Source organism: Paraburkholderia sp. Ac-20342 (assembly GCF_017104985.1).
GTDB lineage: Bacteria > Pseudomonadota > Gammaproteobacteria > Burkholderiales > Burkholderiaceae > Paraburkholderia.
Genome location: NZ_JAAGPQ010000012.1, coordinates 77241 through 98994, shown reverse-complemented (window position 1 = coordinate 98994; position 21754 = coordinate 77241). Strand labels below are relative to the sequence as shown.

Genomic DNA, 21754 nt, shown 5'->3' with positions numbered 1-21754 from the left:
CCCTTGAGCGCGACAGGCCATCGATCATGCCGATGGCCAACGATGTGATATCTCCCCGCCGCATCAATCTTCAGCACATTCCGCACGCCGTGCACGTGTTCGCCGCTGTCCCGCGGCGGCGAACACGCATGGCGCCCGAGGCCCGCGATTTACCGCGCGGCCGCCGGGCACGCCACCCCCACGCCCAATAGCCCCGCACGACGGCGAGCAACGCACGTATCCGTATACGCGTTATACGGCCAATCGATCAATTTTTTCGGTTGATTCAACGAATTCAACCCGGTATTTCGATCATACGAGCGTCACGCGACAAATCTATTCTGCATGGACTCATCAGCCCTCTTCAAAAAGGACACCGCCATGCAACCCAGTCTACTGACCTCGAACGCGTCGCACCGTCAGTACCGCGGTCCGATTACCACTGCCATTTTCGATTGGGCCGGCACCGTGCTCGACTTCGGCTGCATTGCCCCGGTCGAGGCGTTCCGTCAGGTCTTCTCCGACGCCGGCGTGCCGATCACGATCGCCGAAGCGCGCGCGCCGATGGGCGCGGCCAAGCGCGAGCACATCGCGCTGATCCTCAAGGAGGCCGACGTGCAGGCCCGCTGGCAGGCGCACACCGGCCACGCCTCGAACGAAGCCGACGTCGATGCGCTGTACAAGGAGTTCCTGCGTGTGGACGAAATCAACGTCGCGAAATACGCCGACCTGATCCCAGGCGCAATCGACACCATCGCGCATCTGCGCGCGCGCGGCATCGCGGTCGGCAGCACCACTGGCTATCCGCGCGAAGTCATGAAGAACCTGATTCCGCTCGCGGCCGAACGCAATTACAAGCCCGACTTCGTCAGCACGGTCAGCGACGTTGCACGCGGCCGGCCGTTCCCCGACATGATCCTCGCCAACGCACTCGCGCTCGCGACGCCGGATGTGCGCGGCGCCGTGGTAGTCGACGACAGCCCGACCGGCCTGCTGGCCGGCCTGGCCTCGGGCATGTGGGCGGTCGGCATCGCCGCGAGCGGCAACGAAGTGGGCCTGTCGCTCGCCGAGTGGACCGCGCTGAGCCCCGCCGAACAGCAGGCGCATCTGACGCCCGCGCGCGCGAAGCTCGAACGGACCGGCGCGCACTTCGTGATCGATACCATCGCCGATCTGCCGGCCGTGATCGACGCGATCGAGGCGCTGCTCGCCGCCGGAGAGCGTCCGTGAACAGCGCCTGGCAGTTCCACAACCCGGTTCGCGTGCGCTTCGGCGCCGCCTCGCTCGGCGAGATCGGCCAGGCCATCGCGGGCCGCCGCTACGTGATCGTCACCTATCCGGACGCGGTGTTCGCCGACCTCTCGGCGCGTATCGAGGCGATCGCCGGTCCCGCGCAATTGCGCATCGATTCGGTCGAGCCGAATCCGTCGGTCGGCATGCTGCGCCGCGCCTGCGAACAGCTCAAGGCGTTGCCGCAAGAAACCGAGGTGCTGGTCGCGCTCGGCGGCGGTTCGGTCATGGATTCGGCCAAGGTGCTGGCCGCCGGGCGCGGCGACTTCAACCCGGTCTACGCCTACCTGAGCGCGGGCGGCCCCGCGACGGCGAACCCGCTGCCGATCATCGCGATTCCGACCACCGCCGGCACCGGCAGCGAAGTGACCTGCTGGGCCACGGTCTGGGACCCGGACAATGCGCGCAAGCTGTCGCTGTCGCGCGAGGATCTGTACCCGGAAGCAGTCCTGATCGATCCCGAACTGATGGTCGGTCTGCCCGAAGGTCCGACGCTCGCGAGCGGTCTCGATGCGTTGGCTCATGCGCTCGAAAGTATCTGGAACGTGCACGCGAGCCCGGTCACGCGCGGCCTCGCGATCCATGCGGCACGCGAGATCATGGCCGCGTTGCCGCGTGTGATGGCGCATCCGTCCGACCTCGAGGCACGCGGCGCAATGGCACTCGGCGCGCTGCGCGCGGGTCTCGCGTTCTCGAATACGCGTACCGCGCTGGCTCACAACATCTCGTATGCGATCACGCTGTCGCACGGCGTCGCGCATGGCATCGCGTGCTCGTTCACGCTGCCGGCCGTGATGCAGGCCGCGCTCGGCACCGATCCGGCCTGCGACGCCGCGCTCGCCGAAATCTTCGGCGACACGCAAACCGCGCCCGCACGTCTCGCGGCCTTTCTCGACTCGCTCGGCGTCGCCACGCATCCGGGCTCGTACGGCCTCGCTGAAGGCGAATGGTACGCAATCGTCGATCAGGCGTTCGACGGCGCGCGCGGGCGCAACTTCATCGGCAGCCGCAGCCACTTTCCGAAATTCGATTTCGCATCGGTTCCGCCGATTGCCCCCTCCAGGAGATTGTCTTGAGTACGCAACGTTCCATCTCGACCGATGCGCTCGCGCGCCTCGACAACATGCCGTGGACACGCTTCCACACGCTCATCATCGCTGCGCTCGGCGTGGGCTGGGCACTCGATTCGTTCGAGACCAACATCATCGGCAGCGTGTTCGGCGGCATCCAGTCGTACTGGCATCTAAGTTCGACACAGGGCTCGCTGGCCGTGAGCATCTGGGTGTTCGGCATGCTGGTCGGCGCGATCGCATTCGGCTATCTCGCCGACCGTTTCGGCCGCAAGCGCCTGTTCCTCGCGACGCTGCTCTGGTACGCGCTCTTCAGCGTTGCGACCGTGGTGTCGTGGAATTTCGATTCGTTCCTGTTCTTCCGCGCAATGACCGCGCTCGCGGTCGGCGGCGAATACTCGGCCATCACCGCCACGATGGGCGAGTTCATCCCGCGCAAGCATCGTGGCCGGACCGATTCGCTGATCCTGTCGGGCTTTCCGCTCGGCGCGCTGATCGCAGCGGGCGTATCGTACTTCGTGCTGAATCACCTGCCGGCCAGCATCGCCTGGCGCGTCGGCTTCGGTCTGGGCACGACGATGGCGCTGATCTTCTTCTGGATTCGCCGCGTGGTGCCGGAATCGCCGCGCTGGCTGTTGCAGCAGGGTCGTGTCGAGGAAGCCGAGGCGATCGTCACGAGGATCGCGGCGGCCGCGACGGGCCCCGATGCGCTGGCCGCTCAGCGCCGCTTTGAACCGACCACGATCGTGCCGGCCCATCCGATGTTCTGGCGCAACGTCGGCGAACTGCTCGGCAAGTACCGCGCGCCGTGCGGCCTCGCGAGCGCACTGAACTTCTCGCAGGCGGCGGTCGTGTATGGCGTGCTGTCGCTGATGGCGCTCGTCATCCTGCCGTACATGAAGGTGCCGGCCGGGTCGATGCCGATCTACTACGCGTACGGCAACCTCGCCGCGCTGCTCGGCGGGCTGACCGCGTCGTTTCTGGTCGAGGCCTGGGGCCGCCGCTCCTCGCTGTTCGTGAGCTATACCTTCACGCTGCTCTCGATCCTCGTGGTCTACATGGCGCATACGCTGGCGGGCATGGTGATCGGCTACTGCCTGATCCAGTTCGGCGTGACCTGGGCCTATATCTCGGCCTACGTGGTGTCCTCCGAAATCCTGCCGACGCGGTTGCGCGCTTCGGGTCTCGGCATCTCGGTGGCGGTCGGCCGCGTCGGCGCGATGATTACGCCGCTGCTGCTGACCAGCGCCTTCTCCTCGACCGGCACGCCGGCCGGCGCGCTGACCACGCTGTTCGTGATCGCGGCACCGGGGCCGGTTGCAGCCGCGCTCTGGTGGTGGAAAGGACGCGAAACACGCAATGTGTCGCTGGAGCAGGGCAGCCTGGATGCGTTGACCGCGGAAAACGGATTGCAGACGGTCGCGGCGGGCTGAGTGCGATGATGGGCCGGCGCTGCTTTCGCCGAGCCTTTATTCCCGATGTTCTGAAGAGCCGTGCGCTTTTGCGTGCGGCTCTTTTTTATCTGGAATCTTGACTATATTTCTGTGCAATACGCTGTGCAATGCGGCGGGACCTATCGGTCTATCGCGAACCGCTAGACCGACTCGCAAGACACTTCGGATAGAGCTTCCCGCTCCTCTCTCGCACTCGCGTTCGCTCTCGCGAACATAACGATCTCGCCGGCCATAATACGCAATTGCTCCGTCGCCGCGACATCGACACAGACGCCTTCGGCATTGAACAGCGTTTGCGACGTGTTCAGCATGACGCCGAGCGGCGTCGGCCATCCGCGCAGCGCATGCACGATCGAGCGCAGCGTCGCGAGCGTCGAAGCGCCCGCCTGAACGCCGCCTGCACAGGCAACGCACCCTACCGCACGCTGACTGAAATAGCTTCGCTCGTCGTCGCGCATGTCTTCCGTGTAGTCGAGCGCGTTCTTCACCAGTCCCGATACCGAGCCGTGATAGGCGGGCGAAGCGATGACCACCCCGTCGGCGCGCCGCAGTGCCTCCAGAAAACGCATGGCTTGCGGTGTGCGCTCCAGGGCTTCGGGTGAATACATCGGCATCACCAGTTCGGGACCGACGATGGCTTCCGTCGACGCACCGAGCCTTTGAGCTTCGCGCAGCACGGCGCGCACGACCCGCTCGGAACTCGACCCGTATCTGAGTGTGCCGCCTATGCCGACGATATGAGGAACGAATGGCTGCATCATGATTTTCTCCAGATGGCAAAGCACGGGGTTCTCGTGGATGAACTCGCCATCAGACTTCAGCCAGGCGGGCTCGCTGCGCGAATTCCGCGGAGAAGTGCGGCGCCACTTCGCTCGCGAAGCGGCCAAGCCACTCGCGCCGGCGCTGCTGCGGGATACCCGGCGTTGCCGCCATCACGATCAGGTGATTGAAACCGACGTCGAGATATTCCTGCACGCGCTCACAGACCGTTGCCGGAGAACCGAACAGTTGCAGACGATTGAAGGGCCCGAGATTGTCAGGATTGCACATCGAGACACGGCGTTCGTGAACAGCCGCGAACGACTGATAGTCGGGAATCGACGGGAATCCGCCTTCATCCGGCCGGTAGTGCTCGACTTGCAGTTCGAACCAGCGCGGCATGTACTTGCGCGCGAGCGCCTCGGCTTCATCGTCGCTGTCCGCAATGATGCAACTGATGGCGACCGGCTTCGTCACGTCCACATCGCCGCCGCGTTGCAGCGTGACGTCATGCCAGGTGCTCAGCACCTTCCGCTGCACGGCCAGAGGCAGTGTACCGTTGGAAATCGGCGGCAAACCGAGTTCGGCAATCTTCGTCGCGCTATCAGGACTGCCAATCGCGCCGTAGAAGTTGATGTTCTCGCGTCGTGCATCCGGGCGCAGCCGCACTTCCAGCGGCACGCGCACATGCTGGCCTTCATAGGTGAACGGCTTGCCCGACAAGGCCAGATCGAGTACTTCCCAGACTTCCTGGAAGCGGGCCTTCGCATTCTCGAGCTTCAGGTCGAACGCATCGTATTCGAGCGGGGCGGCACCGCGGCCAAGGCCGAGATGGAGCGGCGCGTCGGACATCAGGCTCAGCATCGCGATCTCGCCCGCAAGCCGCACAGGGTTATGCCACGGCGTAACGAGCACCATCGTACCGAGCCCCAAGCCAGGACAGCGCGACGCGATGTTCGACATCAGCATCAACGGGCTGGGCGTGGGGAAATAGCTCGAAAAGTGATGCTCCGGAGTCCATACCGTACGGAAACCCGCTTCGTAACCAAAACGGGCATCGTCGATCATGTGGCGATACAGTTCGAGATCGGGCGTCGGCTCGACGTCCGACGCGGCAATCATGAACCCAAATTCGACCTGCGAAGCTGACATCTGAAGTCTCCTCAATTAGATGTATTTACATATGTTATGTCATTAATCTTCGCTGTCAAGCAGATTCTCGCTCGCCGGGGGTGGGCCCCTTGCGGATCGTCAGGGCCGTGAAGGTCGTAATCAGGCCGAGGACGACGAGATAGGCGGCCACCGGCCAGTACGCGTGGGACCAGACGAGCAGCGAAGTGGCAATGAACGGCGACAATCCTCCGCTAAAGATTGCGGCGATCTCATGCCCCAGCGCGAGGCCCGAGTAGCGCATGCTCGTGCCGAAAAAGCTGCTGAACAACGTCGGCTGTGTCGCAACCAGCGCCGCGTAGCTGATCGTGTTGACGAGTAGAAACGCGAGCAGCGTCAAGGCCGGGCTGCCGGTGCTGACGAAATGGAAGAACGGATAGGCAAATGCCATCATCGTCAGGGTGCCGAACAGATAGATAGGACGACTGCCGATGCGATCGGAAAGCCGCCCCATCAATACGATCACGGGCAATTGCAAGACAAACGACAGGATCATCGCGCCGAGCACCTGCCCGTCGGGCACGTGCGCGAACTTCGCGAAGGTCAGCGAAAACGCGACGAAGACGTACGAGCTGCCGTTTTCCGCCACCCGCAGGCCCATGGCCGTCAGTACCGCTCGCGGATGCTCGCGCAGAACCTGCAGCACCGGCAGCTTCGCCCGGCCGCCGCGTGCGGCGAGTTCCCTGAACGCCTGGGTCTCGGGAACGAAACGGCGGATGTAAATGCCAAGGCAGAAAACCACGATGCTCGCGAGAAACGGCATACGCCATCCCCATGCGATGAAATCGGCTTCCGGCAGTTGCCGCACGAGCCATACCGCCGCGGCCGACAACAGGAAACCCAGACTCAGGCCGGCCTGCCCGTATGCAGAGAAGTAACCGACCTTGCCGGACGGCGCGCTTTCCGTAATCATCAGCACCGAGCCGCCCCACTCGCCGCCGGCCGCGAGCCCTTGCACGATCCGCAACGCAACCAGCAACATGGGCGCGAGGATGCCGACCTGGCTGTACGACGGAAGAAGCCCCATCAGAAACGTGGCGCTGCCCATCAACGTCAGCGTCCAGATCAGCGCGGCACGGCGCCCGTAGCGATCGCCGATGTGCGAGAAGATCACGCCGCCAAACGGGCGGGCCAGAAAGCCGACGGCAAAGCCGCCAAAAACACCCAGCGCAGCAACCAGCGGCTGCGTTCCTTTCGGAAAGAAAATCTGCCCGAACACCAGCGCGGCCGTGGTGCCATACAGAAAGAAGTCATACCATTCCAGGGCATTGCCGAGCGCGCTCGATATGACGATGCGTTGCAATGCACGCCCCTGCAGGGAAACGGACCGTTCCCTGCCTCCAGACAACGTTTCCGATACTTCCATACCAATCTCCAGATAACGGCGACCATGACGGCCGCCGTGGTTTGAGCCGGCAAATCAGAACCGCCTGCACACGACCGCCCGCGCGGCGGTTAACGCAACGATCGGGCAACGATCAGAACAGGTGTCGCATTCCGCCGAGCAGCAGCAGCTGGTTACGCGAACTCGATGGCGAGGCCTGGAAAATAACGGCCGGCGCCAGCGGCCCGTTGGACGCTCTCACATAATTCGCAAAGGCAAATACGTCCGTACGCTTCGACAGGAAATAGTCGACGCTGACCTGGCCCTGGTGCCAATGGGGATTCGCGCTGACACCCTGGTAGTTGCCGCTCGTGTAGAGCCACGCCGCGGAGACCGTCAAGGCCGGCGTGAGCTGGTAAAGACCGATCACGTCGAAGTTGTTCAGGTTGACGCCGCTATTGTCGAGATACGTGAAATGCACGTTCGAGTACATGCCGGCGACGCTCAATGCACTGAACCGGTAGAGCCCGCCCACTGCCGCCACCTCCTGATGCTTGACGCCGACCGTGCTGTTTAGCGGGCTCGTATGGAACAGCGCGAACGGCGCGCCGGCATAGTCGTCCGTCACCGCGCCGTTGGGATTGCCCACACCCGGCCGATCGAGATACAGATAGGCGGCCGCGAAGCGAAAACGGCCATTGTCATAACCCGCGCCGGCACTCCACGCCTGATTCTGCGAAAAATTGCCCGCGCTGTTACTGAACGCGTAGAGACCTTCGAAGGTCAACCCGCTGAAATTGGGGCTGACGTACTTCACCGAATTGCTGTAGCGAAAATTCCCTTCGACGTTGTCGCTATCCCCAAAGGTGGTTCCGAACCCGGGACCGAACGCCTGAGGTTCGTAGCGGTCCAGGTAGTCCCACATCATGTCGTACTGACGGCCGAAGGTCACGGTGCCGTAGCGGTCGCTGCCAAGGCCGACGAACGCTTGCCGCCCGAACATCCGGCCGCCCTGCCCGAGCGAGCCGTTGGTCGAGCTGAACCCGTTTTCGAGCTGGGCGACTGCGGCAAACCCGCCGCCGAGATCTTCGTGAATCTTCAATCCCCACCGGTTGTTCTGATTTGCACCACTGAACATCTGAACAGCACTTTTTCCGCCTTCGTTACTCACATACCCGATGCCAGTCGAGATGATGCCGTACAGCGTGACGCTGTTCTGCGCCCAGGCGCTCGTCGAGATCATCGAAATCGAATAAATTAAGATACCTAATTTAATTTTCACGAAGCATCCTTTTATGTCAGGAAAACGACGATTTAATTTAATGTGTCAGGAAACGCGAGAGGATCGGTTGAAAGCGGATTGCAGGAATTGCATCAGACTCAGATCGAATTGCTCCGGATTCTCGATGTTGGAAAGGTGACCCGATTCGGGAATCACCTTGAGCGTCGCGTTGGGAATGCTGGCGGCCAGTTCCTGCGCCAGCACAGGCGGCGTCAGCGTGTCGTACTCGCCGACCATGACGAGGGTGGGCGCGACGATCCGCGACAGGTCGCCGACGAAATCGTCGTTCAGATTGGCCTCGATGGTTTTCAGATAGCTGTCCGTACGCAGGATCGAAATGCTGGCGACCAGTTCATCGAGCGCGGCTTCCGTAATCTTCGGACCGGCAAGACCGCGCGCAACCGCCGGCGCGATGTCGGCCGGCGTCTTGCCCGCGAGAAGCGGTTGCGCGCGGGCAGCGAGAAAAGCCTCCCGTTCTTCCGGCGTGCGGGTGTCGCGCGTATCCGGACGCGTGTCGACCAGCGTCAACGAGGCAACGCGCTGCGGATACTGCAGCGTAAAGCGCTGCGCAATGCGCCCGCCGAGCGACAGCCCGACCAGATGCACGCGAGCCGCGCCACAGTGATCGATGAGCCGCAGGACATCGTGCGCGAAGTCGGTGATCGTCACCTTGCCGTCATAGTCGTCACTCGCGCCATAACCGCGAGCATCCCAACTGACCGCGTGCGCGAAGGTGCCGATCGAAACCAGTTGCCGATACCAGTTCGAACGGTTTCCACCGATACCGTGCAGAAACAGAACGAGTTCTCCTGTGCCTCGCTCCGAAAAAGCGATCCTCGGCGCGCCCGGCACGAATGTGACCGGCCACGCGGCGGGAGCGCCGCGCCAACCTGCTTCCCCCATTTTTGTCCCCATAATAGTTAGCATGACATCACGCCGAAGCGTGCCGATGTTGCATCAGCCGGCAGAAACATGGAAAATACATGTAATTTCATATGTATGTGAACACACCTTAGGCCACCAATTTCTGCATGTCAACGGGCCGCGCATAGCGTTGCGAAAAGACCGGCCGGAAACCACCAGCGGGATGTTTCCTCGAGGAGAAAAAGCAATGAATACGGCAAAGGGAAATCGTTCGAGCGGCAGAAAAAAGGAGAGCGGCGCGACGGCGGCGCCCCAAAGCACGGGGCCTCATTCATCACAGGAAAAGACAGGCCGCGCCGACATACCGCCCGACGCCTCGTACTTCACCGACCGCTTCGTGCCGTATCTGATCAACCACGCGGCCAGCCTGTTCAACCTGCAATTCAGGAAAGACCTGCGCAAGCTCGATATTTCGGTCATGCAATGGCGCGCGCTGGCCGTGCTGCACGGCGAGCCGGGATTGGCGCTGCGGGAAATCGTGGCGAAAACCGCGATCGACCAGCCGACGCTGAGCCGGGTCGTCGATCAATTGCACGAGCGCGGCTTGATCGAGCGCGCCGCGCGGGAATCGGACAGCCGATACCTGAGCCTGTCGCTCACCGCAAGCGGTGAGGATCTTTATCAGAACCTTTGGCAACTTGCATGGAAGCATTACCAAAGGGGGACGTCTCATCTGACGCCTGAGGAGACCGAGACGCTCATGATGTTGCTGAAGAAAACGATCAGCAGTCTTGAGGCAAATTGAATCGCACCGGTTTATTGCGGCTTGATCGGTCGTGAGTCGTGATTGCGCGCCGGCTGGAGAGCGAGGCGGATCGCTTCGTTCGCCAACACGCGGAATCGCACAACCAACCGAGTCCCGGGCAACGCCTTCTCTACCATTCACCACGGGCGATCAAGACATTGTTGGGCACCGCTCTTCGCGCTGTCTCCCGCCCGGCTTGACCGGCACATCATTCAAGCCTGCCCGCCCATCACGGCACCGGTTTTCCCGGAACCGAACATCAACTCCGATAGCGCGGCTGTCGCCTGCTGGATCGCCGATTCAATCGACGCGATCCCGTCATGCAGACAATTTCGTCGCTTGAGTCCGCGCGCTGCCCCCTTGCTGCCGGAGGCGTCTGATCTCTTCCTTCATGGCGCCCGCGACGGGCGACTCCCGCGCAGACTACCAGGACCCAACGCTTCGGATTCCAGAGTTATCTCTTTTGCCCGTCAAATTCGAAGCGCCTTTGCCCGCCTTCGTCAGTCCGGCACGCCCCCGCAGTTTCCGCATCCCCACCCAAGCGAACCGAACATCTAAGGGATACGCCTTATCCTTGTATGTATCCAAATTTGGATATAGTATTGAATACCAAACGCCGGGGGACGCTCCGGAGCCTACCTGTCCAGAGGAGTGTTCATGAGTAAATTGTCCGGCGCCGAAGCCATGGTGCGCATGCTGCAACTCAATGGCGTCAAACATATATTCGGACTGTGCGGCGACACCAGCCTGCCGTTCTACGACGCGCTTCACCGCCTCGATCACGGCATGCAGCACATTCTGACCCGCGACGAGCGTAGCGCCGCCTACATGGCGGACGGCTACGCCCGCGTCACCGGCAAGGTGGGCATATGCGAAGGCCCGAGCGGCGGCGGCGCCACGTATCTGCTGCCGGGACTCGTGGAAGCCAACGAGTCGTCGATTGCCGTCATCGGCATCACGTCCGACGTCTCGGTCGGCTCGCGCGGCCGCTATCCGCTGACCGAGCTCGACCAGAAAGCGCTATACCGTCCGCTCACCAAATGGAACACCACCATCGACCGCGTCGACCAGATTCCCGGCGCGGTGCGCGGCGCTTTCCGCGCAGCCACCACCGGCCGGCCGGGCGCGGCTCATCTATGCCTGCCGTACGACGTACAGAAACACGAAATGGATTACCCGGACCTGTGGGCCCAGCCGGGTCACGACCGCTTTCCGGCCATGCGCACCGCCCCGGCACGCGACGACCTGGTACGCGCCGCCGAACATCTGCTGTCAGCCCGCACCCCGGTGATACTCTGCGGCGGCGGCGTGGTCATCGCCGGTGCTTGCGCCGAGCTGCAAAAACTGGCGGAAGCGCTCAATGCGCCGGTCTGCACCACGGTAAGCGGCCAGGGAAGCCTCGCCGACACCCACCCGCTGAACGTCGGCGTCGTCGGTTCGAACGGCGGCGTGCTCGCCACCCGCGAGGTGCTGGCCGCCGCGGATGTCGTGCTCATCATCGGCTGCCGTGCCGGCTCGACTTCCACCGAACACTGGAAGGTGCCCAATGCGTCGGTGCCCATCCTGCATATCGATTCGGACCCGATGGTGGTCGGCACCAACTACCGCACCGAGGTCGGCATGGTGGGCGACGCTCTGCTGGCGCTGCAAATCCTCAACGAGGAAGTACGGGACCGTCTGCCGCAACGGCGCGGCGACACCAGCGACGGTCATGCGCTCGCGCGGGCGGCGCGGCACGCGAAGTCGGAAGCCTTCCTGCAGCTGGCCGCGTCGAACGACACGCCGATCAAGCCCGAGCGCGTGGTCGACGCACTGAACCGCCTGCTGCCCGACGACGCCATCGTGGTGGCCGACCCCGGCACCCCCTGCCCTTACTTCTCCGCCTATTTCTCGGCCGCGCACTCCGGCCGGCACTTCATCACCAATCGCGCGCACGGCGCGCTCGGCTTCTCGATGGCGGCCGGCGTCGGTGCGTCGATCGGGCGCCCGGGCTGCAAGGTCGTCTCGGTCATGGGCGACGGCAGTTTCGGCTTTACTGTCGGCGAACTGGAAACCGTGGTGCGCCACAAGGTACCGTTGCTGATGATCGTGTTCTCCAATTCCGTCTACGGCTGGATCAAGGCCAGCCAGAAAGCCGGCTACGAGGAGCGCTATTTCTCCGTGGACTTCGACCGCACCGACCATGCGCGCGTAGCCGCCGCCTATGGCGTCGCCTCATGGAAAGTCGAGGACCCCGGACAGCTCGATGCCGTGCTGCGCGCCGCCATCGCACATGGCGGACCGGCGCTGGTCGACATCATCACGCAGCCGCTCCAGGAAACCGCCGCGCCGGTCAGCCAGTGGATGGGCTGAGCGACGCACGGGCCACCGGAACATGAACAACGCAATCAGGACAGACAACCGGCCAATCGCCGTGCTCGGCGCCGGCGCGGTCGGCCTATGCGCCGCCGCCGCGCTGCACGAAGCCGGCTACGAGGTGGTCGTGATCGACCGTGCGGCGCCGGCACAGGGCGGCGCCTCGCTGGGCAACGCAGGCTGTATCAACCCGTCGTCGATCATTCCGGTCGCCATGCCGGGCGTGGTGCGGAAAGTGCCCGGCTGGCTGCTGCAGCCGGATGGTCCGCTGGTGCTGCGCGCCGCCTGGCTGCCGCGCATGCTGCCGTGGCTGACGAGCTTCGTGCGGGCGGGCAATGCCGCGACCGTCGAGGCCTCGGCCGCCGCCTTGCAACGCCTGCTGGCCGGCAACGTCGAAGCCTGGCAGGCGCTGGCAGCGCAAGCCGGCGCGCGGGACCTGCTGCACGATCGCGGCAACCTGGTGGTCTACTCGACCGCGGAAGGCCACGCGGCCGACCAGCGCGCGATACGCCTGCGAACCGATCACGGCATCGCCGTCGAGACGCTCGATACCGCCGCGCTGCGCGACCTGGAGCCCGACCTCGCACCGGTCTTCACGCGCGGCTATCTGATGCCCGGCAATGCGCACCTGACCGATCCGGGCGAGTTCCTGACCCGCATCGCCGACTGGCTGGCGACACGCGGCGTGGAGTTTCGCCGCGCGGAAATCTCCGGACTACGTAGCAATGGCTCCGCGGTCACGGAAGTCGTGCTGACCGGCGAGACGCTGCCCGTGCAAGCGGTGGTGATCGCGTTGGGTGCCTGGTCGGGTCCGCTTGCGCGAACGCTGGGAGACCGCGTGCTACTCGACACCGAACGCGGCTATCACGTCGAAACGCCGGAGACCGAGGCCGGTCCGCGCCTGCCGGTCATGTGGGGCGAAGGCAAGGTGGTGGTGACGCCCATGCACGGCCGGGTCCGCTGTGCCGGCACGGTCGAGCTGGCCGGTTTGCGCGCCGCGCCGGACTGGCGCCGCGCCGATCTGCTGGCCCGGCTGCTTGGCCGCATGTACCCACGGCTGACACCCGGCGCCGAACGCGACGGCAGCGCGCATATGGCACGCTGGCTGGGCTTTCGCCCCAGTACGCCGGATTCGCTGCCGGTGATCGGCCGCTCCCGCCGCCACGCCAATGCCGTCTATGCGTTCGGCCACGGTCACGTCGGCCTCACGGCCGCGCCGGTCACAGGCCGGCTCGTCGCGAGTCTGATCGCCGGCCGGCCGGCCGCCATCGACCTCGCCCCCTACTCGATCGACCGCTTCCGCTGAAGCACCGCCTCTTACCGACACGGAGTCACCCCATGTCCTCAGACAGACACGCTGTTTCTTCCGCCAGCACGGCCGAGCGGTTCTACCATGGCGGCAAATCCGTCTATGGCGCACCGCTCGGCATCCTGATGCTGGATGCACGCTTCCCGCGCATTCCGGGCGACATGGGCAATGCCACGACCTGGCCGTTCCCGGTGCTCTACAAGGTGGTCAAGGGTGCCTCGCCCGACCTCGTCGTGCTGCGCGAGGCGAGCGGCACGCTGGAACGCTTTATCGACGCCGCGCGCGAACTGGTGGATCTCGGCGCCGAAGGCATCACCACCAACTGCGGCTTCCTCGCGCTTTTCCAGCGCGAGCTCCAGCAAGCCGTACCGGTCCCGGTATTGACTTCCTCGCTGTTGCAGGTCGCCCAGGTCGGCCGCACGCTGGCGCCGGGCAAACGGGTGGGCATCGTGACGATCTCGTCGGCGACCCTCACGCAGCGCCATCTGAGCGCGGCCGGCGTGCCACCCGATACGCCGATCGCCGGCACCGACGAGGGCGCCGAGTTTTCGCGCGTCATCCTCGGCAACGAACTGACGCTCGATCGCGACCTGGCCGAGCGCGACGTCGTGACGGCCGCCATCACGCTGACGCGCAACCATCCGGACGTGGGCGCCATCGTACTGGAGTGCACCAATATGTGCCCGTACGCGAACGCGGTACGATGCGCGACCGGTTTGCCGGTGTTCGACATCTACAGCCTCGTCAGCTGGTTCCAGCTCGGCCTCGCGCCACGCCGGTTCTGAAGCGGCCAGCAAGTTGACCGGACGCCCGCGGCTCATTAATGTATACAGCTTTGGATAATGCCTGCGGGCACCTCACGTCATGCCGCGAACAGCCGCCCCTCGGGAAACGCCACCGGTCCGGGTCAATATTGCCGAGGACGTTTTCTGCCGTCTGCGGGACATGGCCATCCAGTACGAGTTGAAGCCCGGCGAACGGCTCAACGAAGTCGATCTGGCGGAACGTCTGGGCGTGAGCCGCACGCCTGTGCGCGAAGCGCTCTACCGGCTGGCCCAGGAAGGTTTTCTGGTCGAATCGGGCCGCGGCTACAGCCGTCGGCAACTGGACGTCAAGGAAACGCTGGATCTGTATGAAGCACGCTGTGCGATCGAGGCCGAATGCGCGCGGCTGGCCGCCGAGCGCGCGTCGGACGAAGCGCTCGACGAGATCGACGCGTTTCTCAAATCCAGTGCCGGCGTGCCGGCCGACACGTCGGCATCGCATCTGGTCGAACTGGACGAAGCGTTCCACGAGCGCATCGCGCGGGCGAGCGGCAATGCCGAGTTGATGCGCATCCTGATCAATCTCAATCACCGGATACGCTTCATCCGCTGGATCAATATGGAGAAGATCGGCCGCGACCACACCCAGGCCGAGCATCGCAAGATCCTTGCGGCACTGCGCAAACGCGACGCCGATGCGTGCGTGGCGCTGCTGCGCACTCATATTACGCACCGCACCGACCAGATCGTCGACGCCATCACCGCTGGCCTCGCGCGTATTTATCTACAGCAGCCATAGCGGCTGCGGCAGGCGGTAACGACCGTCATGGCCGCACGGCACGACGGCGCTCATCGCGTTCGGTGCATGCCTACCACGCCAGCGCATAGCTCGGCCGCCGCGGATCGGCACCGGCGGTCAACACCCCCCGCTCGGGATCGCTGACGATCATGCAGGCGCCGCCGGCCTTCCAGCCGAACTGCGGCCACCAGTCCACCCCGTGCCCGAGTTGAGCCAGCGCGTCGCCGGTTTGCGGCGGCAGCCGTGCCTCGAGCTTGATCTTGCGCGGCGTATACGCGTGCGGATCGGTCGTGAGGGGGAAGCCGTAAGTGGCAAAGCGCGGCGCTTCCACCGCCTGCTGCGGGTCCATGCCGAAATCGACGACGTTCAGGAAAGCCTGCAGCATGGCCTGGATCTGCACGTCGCCGCCCGGCGAACCGAACGGCAGCGCGCGGCGGCCACGCTCGCCGTGTACGTCGTCGGGATGCGCAGGGCCGAACGCGATCATCGGGCTCGGTGTGAGCCGGGGCCGCTTGCCGGGCGCCAGCACCGAGGGATGCCCCGGATCGGTCCACGACTGCGCGCCGCGGCTGGACGGCATCATGCCGGTGCCGGGAATGATCGGGCTCTCGCAGGTCGCGTCGCTCGGTGTGGCTGAAAACAGATTGCCGTGCCGATCCGCCACGCACACGTACGAGGTGTCCAGCGCGGACACGTCGACGCCGCTCTCCAGCGGCTGCGCCGCCGGCATGCCGTCGAACACCCGATCGGCGCGGATACGCGCGCGCAGGCGGCTGGTGTAGTCGTCCGACAGCAGCCGCTGCAGCGGCACGTCGACATAGCGCGGATCGCCGAAGTATCGCTCGCGATCGGCGAACGTCAGCTTGAGCGCCTCGACCACGGTGTGCACGTAGGCCGGGCTGTTGTGTCCCAGCGCGGCGAGATCCACGCCTTCGAGCACCTTGAGCGTCTGTCCCAGGATCGGCCCCTGGCACCATGGCGGGCAGCTATAGAGCTCGTATCCCTTGTAGCGGACCATGACGGGCCGCTCCACTTCCGCGTCGAACGACGCCAGATCTTCCGCCGCCAGCCAGCCGCCATGCTCGCGGTGATAGCTCAGCATGGCCGCGGCGATGTCGCCACGATAGAACGCGTCGTGCGCGGCGGCGAGACCATGCAGACGGCCACGGCCGGCCGCCCGCCGCTCCTCGTCGACCATGAACTGCAGCGTGCGCGCAAGATCGGCCTGCACGAACAGCTCGCCCACCGCCGGCGGACGACCGCCTGGAAGATAGATGCGCGCATTGGCCTCCCAGCGGCGGTAGCCGTCCTCGTGCTCGCGGATGGTTTCGGCCATCAGCGCATGCATGGCGAAACCATCGCGCGCGAAACCGATGGCGGCCTGCGCCACGTCGCCGAACGACAGCGTGCCGTAGTGCCGCAACGCGGTGATCCACGCCGCGGGCGCGGCCGGCACCACCGTCCGCAGCACCCCCGGGGGGATGCGCCCGCCATGCTCGCGCCGCAAATACTCTGCCGACGCCGCCCGTGGCCAGCCGCCCAGGCCCGCGATCGACACCACCTCGCGCCGCGCGGCCAGATAGATCAGGATCGGTGCAACCCCGGCCATGCTGACCAGATCGCTCTGCAACACACTCAATGCAATGCCGGCCGCGACGCCGGCATCGACCGCGTTGCCACCGCCTTCCAGCACGCGCATCGCCGCGTGCGCGGCACCATAGTGGCCGGCCACTACTGCATGACGCCGGCCCGTCACGGGCGGGCGATAACTATCGATCCCGCGTACGGCAGCAGCGGACGGAAGCTCGACGGTTGCCATGGGAAAACCCTCGGTTGCTATTGGATGTAATCGACACAATAATGTATCCAAACAACAATACATACATGGATACTAATTTACGCTGTTCGATACGTCAACTCGTGCAAGGGTAAAGGACATGCAATCAAACAACGGCGGAGCCTCTGCCGCAACCAGTCGTGCGCGTCTGAGAAGCATCGTCGTCTCGGCGACGATCGGCAATGCGCTGGAGTGGTACGACTTTCTGGTCTATGGCTACTTCGCCAGCGTCATCGCGAAAGTGTTCTTTCCGGTGCACGACGAGTGGGTGTCACTGCTGCTGTCGATCGGCACCTTCAGCGTCTCCTTCGTCACGCGGCCGGTCGGCGCCGTGGTGCTGGGTCTGTACGCGGACCGTCGCGGCCGCAAGGCGGCGCTCACGCTATCGATCTTCATGATGACCGCCGGCACGCTGGTGATCACGCTGATGCCCGGCTACAGCCGGATCGGCCTGTTCGCGCCGCTCGGCATCCTGTGCGCGCGCCTGCTCCAGGGCTTCGCGGTCGGCGGGGAATACGGCAGCGCCACCGCCTTCATGGTGGAACACAATCCGGACAAGCGCGGCTATGCCGCCAGCTGGATGTTCTCCAGCCAGGGCATGTCCACCATCCTTGCCGCCTCCATCGGCAGTGCGCTGACCGCCGCACTGAGCGCGGAGCAGTTGCAATCGTGGGGCTGGCGGGTACCCTTCGCACTGGGTCTGCTGATCGGACCGGTCGGTTACTACATCCGCCGTCGGCTGGAAGAATCGCCGGAATTTCTCGCCGTCCACGCACGCACGACACCGCGGTCGCGCACCGCCGGCAGCGGACAGACGGGCAAGCTGCTGATCGCTACCGGCATCGTGGCGCTCTCCACGGTGATGACCTATGTGCTGCAACTGTACATGCCGCTCTATGCCGTCAGGCAGTTGCACCTGCCGGCCGCGCAATCGCTCGGCATCGTGGCGCTCAACGGCTTCCTCCAGTTCGCGCTGTCGCCCGTCATGGGAGCGCTGTCGGATCGCGTCGGCCCCATACGCGTCATGCTGACTACCGCGATGGCAATGGCCGTCTCGGTCTATCCGATGTTTCTCTGGCTCAAATACCACCCGACCATGGCTTGGCTGCTCGGGCTGGAAGTGATCGCCGGACTGTACAAGGCGGGTTATTCCGGACCCATGCCGGCATTGGTATCGGAAATCTTTCCAGTCGAAACGCGCTCGACCGGCCTGTCGTTTTCCTACAGCCTCGGGGTCACGTTATTCGGCGGCTTCTCCCCCTTCTTCGTGACCTGGGTCATCGGCGTCACGGGCGACACGCTGGCACCGAGCTATTACGTGCTGATGGCGGCGCTGATCAGCGGCGCCGCGCTCTCAGCGGTGGGCTGGCGTCGCGGCGAATGGCCGTTCGGGCGCCGACGCCATGTGGCAAATGCGCGGATACGCTGATGCCGCCTGGGCGGCAAGGCGTGCAACGTGACGCAGGACGCTCTCCGCCCGGCGAGTCGATGCCCAGTCATGTCGACGATGTTTCGACATGGCTTAACGTCAACCGCCGAAACCGTTTCGCTAAAAATTTCTTCCAGATAATTAGTATGTCTAATTTATAGATATTTGAATAAGATTATTCAATTCCAGAAAGACGACAACTCAAGGAGACGCGAATGAAGATTCAAAAACTACCCGCAGTCGTTGCGTTAGCGACGATCGGATATAGCGCGCAAGCCTTTGCGCAGAGCAGTGTCACGCTCTACGGACTGATCGACGCCGGCATCAATTTCACGAGTAACGTGCAAACCGCACGGCCCGCCAGCGGTCCGCAAGGCAATCACCAATACTCGTTCCAGGATGGCGCGACGGGCGGTATTCGCGGTAGCCGATGGGGAATCAGGGGTGTCGAGGATCTGGGAGGTGGACTTAAGGCGGTATTCGTACTCGAAAACGGCTTCAGCATTGGAAACGGCGCCTTGGCGCAAGGTGGCGCGGAGTTCGGACGCCAGGCATTCGTCGGATTGCAAAGCTCATACGGCACCCTGACACTGGGACGTCAATATGACTCCGTGGTCGACTATACCCAGTTATTCCAGTCTGGAGCGCAATGGGCGGGATACATGGGTGCCCACGCCGGCGACGTCGACAACGCATTGAACACCCGACGCATCAACAATGCCGTGAAGTTCGCCAGCAACGATTATTCCGGGCTACGGTTCGGCGGTTTATACAGTTTCGGCGGGGTGCCCGGCAGTGTTTCCCGTAACCAGGTGTGGTCGTTGGGCGGCGGGTATACGCACGGTCCATTCGGACTTGGGATGGCCTACCTGAACGCTCGCAATCCAAACCTGGGGTTCTACGGCAGCAATCCCAATAACGGTACGACTGCCGCGAGCAACAATCTTGGCTCGCTGGGGTCGGCAACGACGCCGGAGTCCAATCCCATCTATGCCGGTTATGCATCGGCCTCCACGTTGCAGATCATCAGTGCAGCGGGTTCGTATCAGATCGGTAGCGCAACGCTGGGACTGACTTACTCAAACGTGCAGTTTCGCGGACTCGGCTCCACGAGCGGGCCGAATCCGCTTGGTTACACAGGCAATGCGCGGTTTAACAACGTCGAAGTGAACGGCAGATATCAGCTAACGCCTGCATGGCTCGCCGGCGTCGCCTATATCTATACGAATGCAAGCGGCGCCGAAAACCGGAGCGGAGCCTTGTATCACCAGCTGCAAGCAGGGTCCGACTATTTCCTGTCCAAGCGTACCGACGTGTATTTCATCGTCGTTTATCAGCATGCGAGTGGAACCGACTCGCTCGGTCAGCCGGCGGTTGCTTATCTGACCGGGCAAACGCCATCGGCAAGCAACCACCAGCTTGCGCTACGCATAGGGATTACGCACCGGTTCTGATTGTCGACCCCACTGCTTCAAAATTCCAGCCACTGCTGTCGTACGGAAACGCATGCCCGCCTATTGACTCTCGTTCGAGCGATTGATAGCATGGCTTCACTTTCAAAACGCCCTCCCGGTTCGCCGGGAGGGCGTTTCGTTTTGGTTCCGCCATCTGAATGGAACCCTGAAATGAAAGTACCCCTTGAAATCCGTCCGGGCTCGGACGCCGACCTCGGCTATGTACAGTACGGCCAGGGCCCGATTCATGTACTGGTCATGCATGACTGGCTCGGGGACCACGCCAGCTACGATGCAGTCATACCCTGGCTCGATGGTCATGCGTTCACCTACGTTTTCGCCGATTTGCGCGGCTACGGGCAATCCATCGCATTGACGGGTGAATTCACCCTGGAGGAAATTGCCACCGATTGCCTCATGCTCGCCGATCGGCTCGGTTGGCCGCACTTCCACGTAATCGGTCACTCGATGACCGGGATGATTACGCAGCGCCTCGCGGCAGACGCGCCTTCTCGCGTCATCAGCGCAATCGCCGTGTGTCCGGTTTCCGCTGCCGGAAACCGGTTGAGTCCGGAAGCCCTGACTTTCTTTGCCAGCACCGTAGAGGACGACAACGCCCTTCGGCGGTTATTCAAGTTCGTCTCCGGCGGGCTTTCCGACGAGTGGGTCGATAGCAAGGTGCAATATAACCGCGACACCGTAGCGCCAGCCTGCCGGAGGAAATACCTCGACATGCTGGTCACGGCAAATTTCGTCGACGACGTACGGGGACTCGAAACCCCTTTCCTGGTCATGATTGGCGACAAAGATCCGGGGCTCGATGCGCTGGCCATGCAGCGCACCTTTCTCGCATGGCATCCGAACGCGGAGCTGCACGTTATTCCTGACAGCGGCCATTACCCGATGCAGCAATGTCCGTCCTACTTCGCCACCGTCGTCGAAAGCTTCCTGAAGCGCCAAACCGCCTGACGGGCCCAGGCAACACCCGCGCGCGGCGTCACGCCGTCACGTCGCGCGCAATCGTTGCGTCGAGGTCCGCGAAAGGCAGAGACGCGGCGTTGTCTGTCGTGCGCGTTACGATTGCGCGCCCAACGGATACGGAAGACACGAAGGAATGTCCAAAGTCAGGGTGCCGGTCGCATCGTCAAGGCGAAAGTACGAGTACGTCCACGGCAATGCTTAAATATCCAAAATAGTGGACATCGGCGGAATGGACGAATCCGGACACCGCATGACGATGCTCATGTTTCGCACGATTCAAATGCCGCCCAATGACTTATCCTCCGGCTATACTCGGAGCCTCTCTCCTCCTCGCGTGGCCCGGTATGAAGCGTGTCTCCGTACGGCAATCCTCTGTTCATGGAAAGGGCGTTTTTGCGCTTCGGGCGATTTCCACGGGCGAGCGCATCTTCGAGTACAAAGGTCTGGTGACCTCGTGGCGGGAAGCCGCCCGCCACTACGCGAAACGCGAGGAGAGCGGGCACACGTTCCTGTTCGGCCTGTCCGACGGACGCGTGATCGACGGCGGCCGCGGCGGGAATGGCTCGCGGTGGCTCAATCACGCGTGCATGGCAAACTGTGAAGCCGCCGAAGAAGACGGTCGCGTCTACATTGACGCGATCCGCGACATTGCGCCAGGCGAGGAGCTGTTTATCGATTACTCGCTCGAAGTACCGCCCGAAGAAGCCGACGAGGCGCGCAACGATTACGCATGCCACTGCAACACCAAGGATTGCCGTGGCACGATGCTCAACCTGGCCTGAACCCGACCGATCTGTTTCGCCGCGCGCCTCGACCGGAAGGCGGCGGC

General features: G+C 63.6%; 18 protein-coding genes. 12 read left to right on the top strand and 6 right to left on the bottom strand.

Translation table 11 applies throughout. The features are described 5' to 3' along the window. Nucleotides 1-360: 360 nt before the first annotated feature. The 3 genes from phnX to G3N58_RS07210 are packed head-to-tail and all read left to right on the top strand — an operon-like array spanning nt 361 to nt 3772. Nucleotides 361-1209, top strand: a complete 849-nt coding sequence (phnX, locus tag G3N58_RS07220) for a phosphonoacetaldehyde hydrolase (protein ID WP_167048599.1) — start codon at nt 361-363, stop codon at nt 1207-1209. Continuing rightward, nucleotides 1206-2345 (top strand): iron-containing alcohol dehydrogenase PsrA, encoded by a 1140-nt coding sequence (gene psrA, locus G3N58_RS07215; protein ID WP_205998840.1) that lies wholly within the window; start codon nt 1206-1208, stop codon nt 2343-2345. The genes phnX and psrA overlap by 4 nt, the downstream gene beginning before the upstream one ends. 47 nt (nt 2346-2392) lie before the next feature. Continuing rightward, a complete protein-coding gene (locus G3N58_RS07210) occupies nt 2393-3772 on the top strand; it encodes an MFS transporter (protein ID WP_205998855.1) in 1380 nt (459 codons plus the stop codon). A 161-nt stretch (nt 3773-3933) separates the two neighbouring features. Here the strand turns inward: G3N58_RS07210 and G3N58_RS07205 are convergent, their stop codons facing one another. From G3N58_RS07205 to G3N58_RS07185, 5 genes are all read right to left on the bottom strand, one after another. Next, a complete protein-coding gene (locus tag G3N58_RS07205) occupies nt 3934-4551 on the bottom strand; it encodes an NAD(P)H-dependent oxidoreductase (protein WP_205998854.1) in 618 nt (205 codons plus the stop codon). A 52-nt stretch (nt 4552-4603) separates the two neighbouring features. Next, entirely contained in the window at nt 4604-5704 is a 1101-nt protein-coding gene (locus tag G3N58_RS07200) for an LLM class flavin-dependent oxidoreductase (protein ID WP_167048593.1), read from the bottom strand. A gap of 55 nt (nt 5705-5759) precedes the next feature. Further along, nucleotides 5760-7088 carry an MFS transporter gene (locus G3N58_RS07195; RefSeq protein ID WP_167048591.1) on the bottom strand — a complete coding sequence of 443 codons (1329 nt, stop codon included), beginning with the start codon at nt 7086-7088 and terminating at the stop codon, nt 5760-5762. A 112-nt stretch (nt 7089-7200) separates the two neighbouring features. Next, nucleotides 7201-8328, bottom strand: coding sequence for a porin (locus tag G3N58_RS07190; protein ID WP_345889870.1), 1128 nt, complete (start codon nt 8326-8328; stop codon nt 7201-7203). 45 nt (nt 8329-8373) lie between these two features. Then, nucleotides 8374-9231 (bottom strand): alpha/beta hydrolase, encoded by an 858-nt coding sequence (locus G3N58_RS07185; RefSeq protein ID WP_167048590.1) that lies wholly within the window; start codon nt 9229-9231, stop codon nt 8374-8376. A gap of 46 nt (nt 9232-9277) precedes the next feature. Between G3N58_RS07185 and G3N58_RS07180 the strand changes: the two genes are divergently transcribed. The 5 genes from G3N58_RS07180 to G3N58_RS07160 all read left to right on the top strand — a co-directional run bounded on the left by G3N58_RS07180 (nt 9278) and on the right by G3N58_RS07160 (nt 15224). Beyond that, nucleotides 9278-9997: a MarR family winged helix-turn-helix transcriptional regulator gene (locus G3N58_RS07180; protein WP_167048588.1), complete on the top strand. Its 720-nt coding sequence runs from the start codon at nt 9278-9280 to the stop codon at nt 9995-9997. Between the two features lie 657 nt (nt 9998-10654). Beyond that, nucleotides 10655-12349: a thiamine pyrophosphate-binding protein gene (locus tag G3N58_RS07175; protein WP_167048586.1), complete on the top strand. Its 1695-nt coding sequence runs from the start codon at nt 10655-10657 to the stop codon at nt 12347-12349. 22 nt (nt 12350-12371) lie between these two features. Further along, nucleotides 12372-13658, top strand: coding sequence for an FAD-dependent oxidoreductase (locus G3N58_RS07170; protein ID WP_167283395.1), 1287 nt, complete (start codon nt 12372-12374; stop codon nt 13656-13658). Nucleotides 13659-13690: 32 nt separating this feature from the next. Beyond that, nucleotides 13691-14446 carry an aspartate/glutamate racemase family protein gene (locus G3N58_RS07165; RefSeq protein ID WP_167048582.1) on the top strand — a complete coding sequence of 252 codons (756 nt, stop codon included), beginning with the start codon at nt 13691-13693 and terminating at the stop codon, nt 14444-14446. Between the two features lie 79 nt (nt 14447-14525). Further along, complete coding sequence (locus tag G3N58_RS07160) at nt 14526-15224, top strand: GntR family transcriptional regulator (RefSeq protein WP_167048580.1); 699 nt, start codon at nt 14526-14528, stop codon at nt 15222-15224. Between the two features lie 70 nt (nt 15225-15294). Here the strand turns inward: G3N58_RS07160 and G3N58_RS07155 are convergent, their stop codons facing one another. Continuing rightward, complete coding sequence (locus G3N58_RS07155) at nt 15295-17043, bottom strand: gamma-glutamyltransferase (RefSeq protein WP_167048578.1); 1749 nt, start codon at nt 17041-17043, stop codon at nt 15295-15297. A gap of 118 nt (nt 17044-17161) precedes the next feature. Here G3N58_RS07155 and G3N58_RS07150 point away from each other — a divergent pair, with 118 nt between their 5' ends. The 4 genes from G3N58_RS07150 to G3N58_RS07135 all read left to right on the top strand — a co-directional run bounded on the left by G3N58_RS07150 (nt 17162) and on the right by G3N58_RS07135 (nt 21707). Next, entirely contained in the window at nt 17162-18490 is a 1329-nt protein-coding gene (locus G3N58_RS07150; RefSeq protein WP_167048576.1) for an MFS transporter, read from the top strand. A 215-nt stretch (nt 18491-18705) separates the two neighbouring features. After that, nucleotides 18706-19944, top strand: coding sequence for a porin (locus tag G3N58_RS07145; RefSeq protein ID WP_167048574.1), 1239 nt, complete (start codon nt 18706-18708; stop codon nt 19942-19944). Nucleotides 19945-20115: 171 nt separating this feature from the next. Further along, the gene (locus G3N58_RS07140; protein ID WP_167048572.1) at nt 20116-20913 is read left to right on the top strand and encodes an alpha/beta hydrolase; all 798 of its coding nucleotides are present in this window, start codon (nt 20116-20118) and stop codon (nt 20911-20913) included. A gap of 356 nt (nt 20914-21269) precedes the next feature. Continuing rightward, entirely contained in the window at nt 21270-21707 is a 438-nt protein-coding gene (locus tag G3N58_RS07135) for an SET domain-containing protein-lysine N-methyltransferase (RefSeq protein WP_167048570.1), read from the top strand. Nucleotides 21708-21754 lie beyond the last annotated feature (47 nt).

Bases quoted from the DNA above. Each gene is read 5' to 3' on its own strand.
- phnX (WP_167048599.1), top strand. From the start codon at position 361: ATGCAACCCAGTCTACTGACCTCGAACGCGTCGCACCGTCAGTACCGC.
- G3N58_RS07210 (WP_205998855.1), top strand. From the start codon at position 2,393: ATGCCGTGGACACGCTTCCACACGCTCATCATCGCTGCGCTCGGCGTG.
- G3N58_RS07205 (WP_205998854.1), bottom strand. From the start codon at position 4,551: ATGCAGCCATTCGTTCCTCATATCGTCGGCATAGGCGGCACACTCAGA.
- G3N58_RS07200 (WP_167048593.1), bottom strand. From the start codon at position 5,704: ATGTCAGCTTCGCAGGTCGAATTTGGGTTCATGATTGCCGCGTCGGAC.
- G3N58_RS07195 (WP_167048591.1), bottom strand. From the start codon at position 7,088: ATGGAAGTATCGGAAACGTTGTCTGGAGGCAGGGAACGGTCCGTTTCC.
- G3N58_RS07185 (WP_167048590.1), bottom strand. From the start codon at position 9,231: ATGGGGGAAGCAGGTTGGCGCGGCGCTCCCGCCGCGTGGCCGGTCACA.
- G3N58_RS07180 (WP_167048588.1), top strand. From the start codon at position 9,278: ATGTTGCATCAGCCGGCAGAAACATGGAAAATACATGTAATTTCATAT.
- G3N58_RS07175 (WP_167048586.1), top strand. From the start codon at position 10,655: ATGAGTAAATTGTCCGGCGCCGAAGCCATGGTGCGCATGCTGCAACTC.
- G3N58_RS07170 (WP_167283395.1), top strand. From the start codon at position 12,372: ATGAACAACGCAATCAGGACAGACAACCGGCCAATCGCCGTGCTCGGC.
- G3N58_RS07165 (WP_167048582.1), top strand. From the start codon at position 13,691: ATGTCCTCAGACAGACACGCTGTTTCTTCCGCCAGCACGGCCGAGCGG.
- G3N58_RS07160 (WP_167048580.1), top strand. From the start codon at position 14,526: ATGCCGCGAACAGCCGCCCCTCGGGAAACGCCACCGGTCCGGGTCAAT.
- G3N58_RS07155 (WP_167048578.1), bottom strand. From the start codon at position 17,043: ATGGCAACCGTCGAGCTTCCGTCCGCTGCTGCCGTACGCGGGATCGAT.
- G3N58_RS07150 (WP_167048576.1), top strand. From the start codon at position 17,162: ATGCAATCAAACAACGGCGGAGCCTCTGCCGCAACCAGTCGTGCGCGT.
- G3N58_RS07145 (WP_167048574.1), top strand. From the start codon at position 18,706: ATGAAGATTCAAAAACTACCCGCAGTCGTTGCGTTAGCGACGATCGGA.
- G3N58_RS07140 (WP_167048572.1), top strand. From the start codon at position 20,116: ATGAAAGTACCCCTTGAAATCCGTCCGGGCTCGGACGCCGACCTCGGC.
- G3N58_RS07135 (WP_167048570.1), top strand. From the start codon at position 21,270: ATGAAGCGTGTCTCCGTACGGCAATCCTCTGTTCATGGAAAGGGCGTT.